This is a genomic window from Frankia sp. CcI156 (assembly GCF_001983015.1).
GTDB lineage: Bacteria > Actinomycetota > Actinomycetes > Frankiales > Frankiaceae > Frankia > Frankia casuarinae.
Genome location: NZ_MOMD01000098.1, coordinates 1 through 9,343, shown reverse-complemented (window position 1 = coordinate 9,343; position 9,343 = coordinate 1). Strand labels below are relative to the sequence as shown.

The following is a 9,343-nucleotide window of genomic DNA, read 5'->3' as shown; positions in this document are numbered from 1 at the left end:
CGAGGACCTCACCACCTGGCAACAGCCTCCCGGCTGACCCCGACCCCCGAGACCCCAGCGGAGTGCCCCACGGTCACGCCGCCCACGATCATGCCCCAACGGGATTTCCGAATACGTACGATCGTGCAGCGCGGCCGGCGGGTTATGATAGAGGAACTGCAGCACGGCCGTGTCCCGTTCGGCTTCCAGGAGCTGCTCGAACGGCGTCCGGGTGAAATCTCCGATGAACAGTGCGGTGCCGCGGAACTTCTCGTTGAGATTGGTCATCTCGCAGGTGGCTATCACATGCCCGCGCGGGTTGACGCCCAGTTGCAGACTTCCACAGTCGGGGAGCCGGTCCGGCGTGAACCGGCTGTAGTGCCTGGTGAGAGCCGCCATGACTTCCGGGTCGTTGCCCTCGGTGGTCAGGCTGTTGGGGTAGACCGTCTCACCGCCCAGGTCCAGGTCGTCCAGCAGCTGGGCGTCCACGTCGGGCAGGTGGGAGGCCACCCAGCTCAGCTCGTGCACCATGCCGAGGTCGGCGCAGGCCCGGCGGAGGTGGCGCAGCCGCTCGACCGGCACGAACGGCAGGTGAAAGGCGCTCGCACTCGGGAAGATCGCCTGGACCCCGGCCTGCTGGAGACGGCTCACGAGCGTACGGGCGCGTTCGGGGGTGCGGGCCCAGAAGCCGTTCGTGTTGAGGGAGACGTAGTACCCGAGATCCGTGGCGGCGCGGGCGAGCGCACAGGTGTCCTCCGGATGAAGCATGATCTCGCCGCCGCCCAGGTCGAGGAACCTGCGACCGAACCTGGCTGCCGTCCGCAGGATTTCTATCGCGGTGGCCAGGTCGAACCTCTCCCGGCGATGTGGACTCGATTGGACCAGGCAATGTGCGCAGGTCGCGTTGCAGGCATAGGTGTAGATCAGGTACACGCGCTCGTGGTTCCCGTAGGTGTAGCACACCCCGGTATGCGGATAGACCTGTTCCAAAATTCCCCCAAACCCATTGCTTTTACCWGGGCGGATTCGGCCGCGAACGAGCGATCTCGACAAGTGCGGGAACGCYGTCGGGAACTGTCGGTGGAGAGCAGGGTTGTCTCCCGGCAACGATTGCGTCACTGTAGGACAACATGGCGAGATTGGTCAACTGTGGCTCACCGGCTTCATCCGCGACGACGGCGGGTGACGTTGAGGTGGAACTGTGACTGGCGTAGCAACCAGTTCTGCGTTGCCGGGGTCCTGTGGAGGGCATGGTTGTCCGGGATCAGGCACGGGTCGTACGCGGAGGTACTGAGGCGCCGATCCGCTTCAGGAAACGACGGGGAACTCCCCGTGTCGGCGCCGCCGGTCGGGCCGCGGGTTGCCCGTGCCATTGTTTGCGCTGGTCAGGTCGGGTCTTCGCGGTCAGGGGTGGGACGGGGCGGGGTTGTGGGGCGGCGGGGTCGGCGCCGGGCGGCGGCGATCCCGGTGTGACCCGCGCGGCGGACGGGGCCGATCATGTCGTGACGGAGCGTGAGTGCGGTGTGGGGCCGGTCGCCGGCCCGGGCTCGGGAAGCCATCTCACGGAACGTCACGTCCCTTACCTGTGAGGCTGCCGTCCCCCGTCGTGCTGTCGTCTTTCTGTCATCCGGCCCCTCCGGGGCGGGCGGCGCTACGGGCGGGAGCGGCCTGTGGGGGCGGTCACACCGGCGGTCATGGGAGACGACCGCCGCGGTCCTGACGCCCGGCCCGGCCTGGTCGTGCGGGCGTCGCGGGTGACCCGCGTCGCGCGGCGGTGTGGTGCTCGAGGTGCACGCCCCGTCCCGGGCAACCCCGGCAGGGCAGGATCCGCAGGGCGCTCCTAGGATGGCCGACGCAGGAACGCGKCGCCGCCGCGTCGGCGGCGGAGTCGGGCCGGAAAGCGGAGTCGKGCCGGAGAAAAGCGGAGTCGGGCCGGAGAGGAGTGCCACCGTGCCGGGCACGCTCTATCTGGTCCCGGTGCCCATCGGGGACCCCGGCGACATCACCGCCCGAGCCGTCGACGTGCTGCGGCAGGTCCCGGTGGTCGCGGCGGWGGACACCCGCAACGCGCGGCGCCTRTTGCAGCCGCTCGGGACGTCGCCCCGGTTGCTCAGCTACCACGACCACAACGAGCAGGAGCGGGGTCCCCAACTGCTGTCGCTGCTGCAGGAGGGCGCGGACGTCGCCGTGATGTCGGACGCGGGCACCCCGCTGGTCAACGACCCCGGCTACCGCCTGGTCGCCGCGGCCATCGAGGCAGGGATCCCGGTCCGCCCGCTGCCGGGGGCCAGCGCGCCGGTCACCGCGCTCGTCGGATCCGGCCTGCCGGTACACCGGTTCCACTTCCTCGGGTTCCTGCCCCGCCGACCGGCCGCCCGCCGGGCGGCCCTGGAGCAGGTGCGCGGTCTCGACGCCTCCCTGGTGCTGTTCGAGGCGCCACACCGGATGACCGAGTGCCTGGCCGACCTGACCGCCGTGCTGGGTGAGCGGCGGGCGGCGCTGGCACGCAACCTGACCAAGCCGGACGAGCAGTTCATCCGGGGGACGCTCGACGAGGTCCGTGCCGTGCTGGCCGGGGAGCAGCCGGTCCGCGGGCAGTTCACGGTGGTCGTGGAGGGGGCGGGGACGCGGGCCGCCGCCGGGGAGACGGAGCTGGCCGACCGCGTCGCCGAGGCGATGCTGCGGCACGGAGCGGGTGCCCGGCTGGCCCGCGAGGTGGTCCGTGAGGTCACCGGCCTGCCGCGCAACCAGGTGTACGCACTGGTCGGGGAGGCCGAGGRCCGGGTCCGGTCCGGTACCTGCCCGCCCGCGGGTGGACCGGCCGACTAGACTGGTTCTGAGATGCCGAGGATGAGTCCGCCCGTCATGCCTGTTGTGCCGGCTCCCGTGCTGGCGACGCCRCACGGGACGGTCGAGCTACCGACGTTCCTGCCGGATGGCACCCGGGCGGCGGTGCGCAGCACGGATCCCCGTGACCTGCGCGAGGTCGSGATCGAGGCGGTGATGTGCAACGCCTTCCATCTTGCCCAGCGGCCCGGTGTCAGGCCGGTGAAGCGGGTCGGCGGGTTGCGTCGCTTCATGGCCTGGGACGGCGTGGTGGTCACCGACTCGGGCGGGTTCCAGGTGCTGTCCCTGCTGCGGCGGCAGGGGCAGCACAGCGCGATCCGCCCCGGCGGGGTGGTCTTCCGCAATCCTGCCGACGGCACGAAGGTCGAGCTCACCCCGCAGCGGGTGATCGAGTGGCAGTTCGGGCTGGGCTCGGGCGTCGTCATCGCGCTCGACGACTGCACGGGTCCGGAGGACTCGCCGGCCGAGGTGGTGGCCTCGGTCGACCGCACGATCCGCTGGTTCCGCGACACCCGTACCGCCTTCGATCTCCAGTGTCGGCAGCGCCGGCTGGAGAACCCGCCGCTGCTGGTCGGTGTGGTGCAGGGCGGTGCGGATCCCGACCAGCGCAAGCGCTGCGTGGAAGCCCTGGTGGAGGCGGGCGCGCAGGGGTTCGGCTTCGGCGGCTGGCCCCTGGACGGCAACGGCGTGCTCGAACGGGAGATGTTCGCCCTGCTCTCGGCGTCCACGCCGCCCGAGGCCCCGCTCTTCGCGCTCGGGGTGGGCAAACCCGAGCATCTCGTGGCGCTGTGCCAGATCGATCGCCGGTGGGTGTTCGACTGCACCATTCCCACCCGGGACGCACGGCATGGTCGCCTGTACGCCTTCAACAACGCCCCGCTGGCCGCCGACGGGTCGTTCTACCAGAACGTCCACATCCTGGACGAACGCAACCATCGCATCGACGAGCCGATCTGTCCCACCTGCGACTGCCCCACCTGCACCCGGTACGGCCGGTCGTACCTGCACCATCTCTTCCGGGTCAGGGACGGGCAGGCCGACCGGCTGGCCACGCTGCACAACCTGCGCTTCTACACTCGACTTATCGAGCAGCTGCGGGCGGGCGGGCGCGCGCTGGCAGCCGGCCCGGCCGAGATTGGGGACGACGACACGTGACGGTGAACCCGACCCGGGGCGCGGTCGGAGGGACGGACCCCCGACCCGCCGCGGTGGTGCTGTTGAGCGGGGGGCTGGACTCGGCAACCGTGCTCGCCATCRCCAACCAGCAGGGATTCGCCTGCCACGCGTTGAGCTTCCGCTACGGCCAGCGGCACGAGGTCGAACTCGCCGCGGCCCGGCGGGTGGCCTCCGCGCTCGGGGTGGTCCGGCATGTGGTGGTCGACATCGACCTGGGGGTCTTCGGCGGGTCGGCGCTGACCGACCCGACCATCGCCGTCCCGGCGGCCGGAACGGCGGAGGAGATCCCGGTCACCTATGTCCCGGCCCGGAACACGATCTTCCTGTCCTTCGGGCTGGCCCTGGCCGAGACCGCGGGTGCCTGGGACGTGTTCATCGGCGCGAGTTCGGTCGACTACAKCGGCTACCCGGACTGCCGTCCCGAGTACCTGGCCGCCTACCAGGCGATGGCCAACCTGGCGACGAAGGCCACCGTGTCGGGTGAGCGCACCCTGTCGGTCCATGCCCCGCTGATGCACCTGAGCAAGGCGGACACGATTCGCCTTGGTCTCTCGCTCGGGGTTGACTACGGGCTGACGCACAGCTGCTACGACCCGGGGCCGGACGGCCGGCCCTGTGGGCGGTGCGACTCCTGCTCGCTGCGGGAGCGTGGTTTCACCGAGGTGGGAGTCCCTGACCCGGCGGGGGGCTGACATGGTTTATCGGATCAAGGAGATCTTCTACACGCTGCAGGGGGAGGGCGTGCGGTCCGGCCGCCCGGCGGTGTTCTGCCGGTTCGCCCTGTGCAACCTGTGGACCGGGCGGGAACGCGACCGTCACCGGGCGGTGTGCCAGTTCTGCGACACCGACTTCGTGGGTACCGACGGCCCCGACGGCGGCGTGTTCGACACCCCGGACGACCTGGCCGACGCCGTGGCCGCGCGGTGGCCGTCCGATGCCCCCGGGGCACTGCCCTACGTGGTCTGCACCGGCGGTGAGCCGTTGTTGCAGCTCGACACCCCGGCCGTGTCCGCCCTGCACACACGAGGTTTCGAAGTGGCCGTCGAGACCAACGGCACCTGCCCGGCGCCGGCCGGGCTGGACTGGGTGTGCGTGTCCCCCAAGGCGGGGGCGCCGCTGCGGCTGACCACCGGTGACGAGCTGAAACTGGTCTTCCCGCAGCCCGGCGCCGGACCGGAGCTGTTCGCCGGCCTGGAGTTCGGCCATCACCTGCTGCAGCCGATGGACGGGCCGCACCGGGAGGCCAACACCCGGGCGGCGCTCGACTACTGCCTGGCCCACCCACGCTGGAGGCTCAGCATTCAGACCCACAAGATCCTGGGGATCCGCTGATGGAGATCTTCCGCGAGTTCACCTTCGAGGCCGCGCACCGCCTGCCGGAGGTGCCGGAGGGTCACAAGTGCGCCCGGCTGCACGGRCATTCCTTCCGGATCGCGATCCAGGTGGTCGGCCCGGTCGACCCCCGGGCTGGATGGGTGATGGACTTCGCCGACCTCCGGGCGGCGTTCGCTCCGCTGCACGACCAGCTGGACCACCGCTACCTCAACGAGGTGCCGGGCCTGGACAACCCGACCAGCGAGAACCTCGCCCGGTGGATCTGGGACCGGCTGGCCGGCGAGCTCCCGCTGAGCGCGGTCACCGTCCGCGAGACCTGCACGTCGGGGTGCATCTACCGAGGTGACGAGCCGGACCGGACACCGGCGTGACCCCGCCGGGCGCCGACCAGGAGGCCGTGGCGGCGGCCGCCGCCCGGATCGCCCGTTCGGCCAAGTACCGGGGCGTGCACCCCGAGACCATCGCCCATGTCGTGGAGCAGGAGGCGAGCGCCGGGGGAACCGGCCCGGTCGAGCACCGGGCCCGGGTGCGGCTGCACCGGGTCGCCGCCCTGCACCTGCTGAGCGGGCGGACAGCGGTGCTGCGCCGCGAGGTGGCACGGTTGCCGACCGGCGATCCGCAGGCCCTGAAGGCCGGCTGCCGGGCCGTGCTGGCCCGGCACGTCTCCACCGCCGAGCGCCTTGCCGACCTGGACGACTTCTACCCCGCGCTGCTGTCGATCCTGCCCGCCCCGGACACCGTTGTCGACATCGCCTGTGCGTTGAACGTCCTCACCGTCCCCTGGCTGCTGGAGACCTGTGACGCCACGTACACGGGCTACGACCTCAACGCCGACTTCGTCGAGATCGGCAACGCCTTCCTCGCCATGGTGCATCCGCAGGGCTGGGTGGTCCACCACGACGTGGTGGYCCAGGGTCCCCCACCGCGGGCCGATCTGGCACTGCTGCTGAAGACCTACCACTGCCTGGAGGACCGTCGGCGGGGCAGCGGCCTGCGGCTGGTCGAGACCGTCGACGCCCGGCACGTCGCCGTCTCCTTCCCCACCCGGGCGATGAACGGGCGGCCGGCCGTCTTCGCGCCGCCGATGCAGGAGGAGCTGGAGCGGCTGGCCGACCGGCGCGGCTGGTCGGTGGACCGGGTGCGGCTGAGCACCGAGGAGCTGGTCGTCCTCGGCCGGTCGCCGCAGGACATGTCGTCGCCCGAGGCGCTCCCGACCCGGGCGCACCAGGGCTGAGGATCGGCGGGTTATGCTCGTCAGCGGTGCCGGTGTGCGGGAACGGGAGAGGGAGCGTCGGTGATGCGRCAGTGGCCCTGACGAAGCTGGGCAACCCGGAGGCGAAGGCCGACCGGTCCCTGGAGACGTTCCCGATCGACGACACCTCGCAGGAGATCAGGATCGACTGCCGGGAGTTCACCTGCCGGTGCCCGATCACCGGCCAGCCGGACTGGGHGACGATCCGCATCGACTACCGGCCGGGCGGGCGTGGTCTGGAGACCAAGAGCCTCAAGCTCTACCTGGAGACCTTCCGGGAGGAAGGGATCTTCCACGAACACCTGGCCACCCTGATACGTGACGATCTGGTGGCCGCGCTCGCTCCGGTGCAGCTCACCGTCACCGTGAACTTCAACGCCCGGGGCGGCATCGCGCTGGCGGCCTCCAGCACCTACCGTCGCGAGGCCTGACCCCGCCCCTGCCGGACGGTCCTGGACCTCGGCCGAGCTCACCAGCGCCCCTACGACGGCACGCACCGTGTTCGTCGGACGGCGCTCCTGCCCGGAGTGCCTCCCGCGCGGAGCGCGGTCACCCTGGTCGACGGCTGCCGCGTTTTCGCCTCCGGACTCAGGGTCACTGCCCGGGGGTGCGGACCGCCGTCGGCATCGCGGCGTGGGAGACGCCACGATCGCCAGCGGCTTCTCCTTCTGAGCCACATGGCCGGAACGGCGCCCGGATGAACATCTTCCCCTCGTCGCTGACACCCCCACACGTCAGCTGATAAACCAGTCTTCCGTCAGAATCCGTGCCGACCCATACGGCCAGAGAAAAGTGGCATGTCAGCGGCTTCGCCACACCTGTCAGGGAAAAAGCCAGCCCGTCGGAGTTGGCTCAGAACTGCCTTTCGTCGGGCCGACGCCGGGCCGAAGGCAATCCCCGCCGCCTTCTTCCAAAGGAGCCGCTGTGCCATGAGCGTTTTCCATCCTCGGTTCTCCTAAATTCCTTCGTGCGTCAGGACGAGGATGGCTTGGGAAATTGTGCCGACGCGGCGGGGGCAGYCGCGGTACCGGTCGAGGACATGCCAGTTCTTGAGGACGGCGAATCCTCGTTCGCCGACAGCGCGGGTGGCCGAGAGGCTGCGGTTCTTCTCCTTGTCGGCGTCGGGTAGTTCGGCGTTCTGGGGTTTCTTGCGGGGGGTGAGGAGTTGTTCGCTCTCGCCGCCGACGTAGCCCTTGTCGGCGTAAAGGTAGATCGTCTCCGCCTGGTTGATCAGGTGGAGGATGTTGTGGGACCTCGCGGCGGTGATGTCGTGGGTGGATCCGGGCAGTCCGTCGGAGATCCAGATCATCCGGCCGTAGGGGTCCATCAGGCCCTGGAGGTTGACGCCGTGGTGTTTGTGTTTGCCGGAGTAGTAGAGCCTGTTGTGGGCGCGGATCCGGTTGATGCGGATGACGGTGCCGTCGAGGATGAGGAAGTTGCTCCGGCACCAGGCGAAGGCCCAGACGGCGGCGAGCAGGGTCCGGCCACGGCCGGCGAGCAGCGCGACGGCCTCGTGGACGTAGCGGCACACAGTGGCCACCCCGACCTGGAATCCCTCGACGAGGCGGGTGTAGGTGTCTCCGTTGCGCAGGTGGGCCAAGGCAAGAAGTGCCTGGTCACGGGCCGGGACCTTGCGCCAGTTCCCGTGGCGTTCGCGGTCGTCGGCGAGCAGCGCCGTCAGAAGGTGTTTGAGATCGTCGTTTAGATGATTCTCTGTAGCGGTCGGGGTCCGGGCCGCTGGGCGGGGGTGCGCCGGTCGATGCGGCGGACCATGGTGGCGATCATGGCCCAGCGGATGAGGGATTCGGCGTGGTCGGGGCGGCGTTCGTAGTCGCGGGCGTGCCGGCGGTAGCCGGTGATCCACGACCACGTTCGTTCGACGACCCAGCGACGTGGCAGGACGGAGAAGCCCTTCTGCCCGGCGGGTTTGCGCACCACCTGCAGGGTGAGGGTCAGGATCCGGGCGGCCCAGTCCATGAAGACACCCGCGAACCCGGCGTCGGCGAATACGAGCCGTAGCCGCCGGCCGGCGAAGAAACTGTCGAGGAGGAGCTGCCGGCCACTGGCGGTGTCATGGGTGCTGGCCGGGACCACGAGCAYGGCCAGCAGCAGTCCCATCGTGTCCACAGCGATGAACCGCTTACGACCGTTGACCTTCTTGCCGGCGTCGTAGCCGCGGGAGGAGGCGGGCACGGTGTCGGCGCCCTTCACCGACTGGGAATCGATGATCCCCGCCGACGGTTCGACATCGCGTCCTTCCGCCCGGCGGGCCTGCTCCCGCAGCACGTCGTGAACACGTTCGGTGACACCCAGATCGTGCCAGAGGGCGAAGTAGTAGTACACGGTCTGCCACGGCGGATAGTCCGACGGCAACGCCCGCCACGCACACCCCGAGCGCACCACATACAGGATCGCGTCCACCAGATCACGCCGATCATGCTTCTCCGGCCGGCACACCGCCGCCGGCGGCGGGAGCAACGGCCCGACCAGAGCCCACTGCGAGTCCGACAGATCCGACGGATACCGATGACGGTGAGCATGBGCCATCCGTCCACCGTCAGCCCCCAGCCACCCCCACCCGGCCATGATCCGACGAGTGCACCCCCATCGCGCACCCCGGAAGATCACACACCGTCACCAGCGGGCATTCTCAAACACCTTCTCAGCTTGTCGTTTAACCTTCGGGTGTCACTCTGTGTGATAGTCGCTGGTGGTTTGGGGTGGGCCGGCGTGTCGCCGTGACGTGAAGCGGCC

Annotated in this window: 10 protein-coding genes; 7 read left to right on the top strand and 3 right to left on the bottom strand. The window is 70.0% G+C overall.

Going from position 1 to position 9,343, the window contains the following annotated elements:
- On the bottom strand, positions 1 to 969 hold a 969-nt coding region (locus CcI156_RS23030), incomplete at its 3' end, for a radical SAM protein (protein WP_139341583.1).
- A gap of 960 nt (positions 970 to 1,929) precedes the next feature.
- On the opposite strand from CcI156_RS23030, the gene rsmI reads away from it, so the two are divergent.
- The 7 genes from rsmI to queF all read left to right on the top strand — a co-directional run bounded on the left by rsmI (position 1,930) and on the right by queF (position 7,020).
- Entirely contained in the window at positions 1,930 to 2,808 is an 879-nt protein-coding gene (rsmI, locus tag CcI156_RS23025) for a 16S rRNA (cytidine(1402)-2'-O)-methyltransferase (protein ID WP_175637658.1), read from the top strand.
- 36 nt (positions 2,809 to 2,844) lie between these two features.
- Positions 2,845 to 3,981: a tRNA guanosine(34) transglycosylase Tgt gene (locus CcI156_RS23020; protein ID WP_076808180.1), complete on the top strand. Its 1,137-nt coding sequence runs from the start codon at positions 2,845 to 2,847 to the stop codon at positions 3,979 to 3,981.
- A 2-nt stretch (positions 3,982 to 3,983) separates the two neighbouring features.
- Positions 3,984 to 4,694 carry a 7-cyano-7-deazaguanine synthase QueC gene (gene queC, locus CcI156_RS23015; RefSeq protein ID WP_076808194.1) on the top strand — a complete coding sequence of 237 codons (711 nt, stop codon included), beginning with the start codon at positions 3,984 to 3,986 and terminating at the stop codon, positions 4,692 to 4,694.
- A 1-nt stretch (position 4,695) separates the two neighbouring features.
- Positions 4,696 to 5,334, top strand: a complete 639-nt coding sequence (gene queE, locus CcI156_RS23010) for a 7-carboxy-7-deazaguanine synthase (RefSeq protein WP_011437761.1) — start codon at positions 4,696 to 4,698, stop codon at positions 5,332 to 5,334.
- Positions 5,334 to 5,708 carry a 6-carboxytetrahydropterin synthase QueD gene (gene queD, locus CcI156_RS23005; RefSeq protein WP_011437762.1) on the top strand — a complete coding sequence of 125 codons (375 nt, stop codon included), beginning with the start codon at positions 5,334 to 5,336 and terminating at the stop codon, positions 5,706 to 5,708. The genes queE and queD overlap by 1 nt, the downstream gene beginning before the upstream one ends.
- Complete coding sequence (locus CcI156_RS23000) at positions 5,705 to 6,571, top strand: hypothetical protein (RefSeq protein WP_076808178.1); 867 nt, start codon at positions 5,705 to 5,707, stop codon at positions 6,569 to 6,571. Before queD ends, CcI156_RS23000 begins: the two co-directional genes overlap by 4 nt.
- A gap of 77 nt (positions 6,572 to 6,648) precedes the next feature.
- On the top strand, positions 6,649 to 7,020 hold the full coding sequence (gene queF, locus CcI156_RS22995; RefSeq protein ID WP_076808192.1) for a preQ(1) synthase: 372 nt from the start codon (positions 6,649 to 6,651) through the stop codon (positions 7,018 to 7,020).
- Positions 7,021 to 7,544: 524 nt separating this feature from the next.
- On the opposite strand, the gene CcI156_RS22990 is transcribed toward queF, so the two are convergent.
- The gene (locus CcI156_RS22990) at positions 7,545 to 8,261 is read right to left on the bottom strand and encodes a transposase family protein (RefSeq protein ID WP_256382313.1); all 717 of its coding nucleotides are present in this window, start codon (positions 8,259 to 8,261) and stop codon (positions 7,545 to 7,547) included.
- Positions 8,262 to 8,290: 29 nt separating this feature from the next.
- Positions 8,291 to 9,136, bottom strand: a complete 846-nt coding sequence (locus tag CcI156_RS22985) for an IS5 family transposase (RefSeq protein ID WP_076808186.1) — start codon at positions 9,134 to 9,136, stop codon at positions 8,291 to 8,293.
- Positions 9,137 to 9,343 lie beyond the last annotated feature (207 nt).

Coding starts and splice junctions, on each gene's coding strand:
- queE (WP_011437761.1), top strand. CDS start 4,696: ATGGTTTATCGGATCAAGGAGATCTTCTACACGCTGCAGGGGGAGGGC.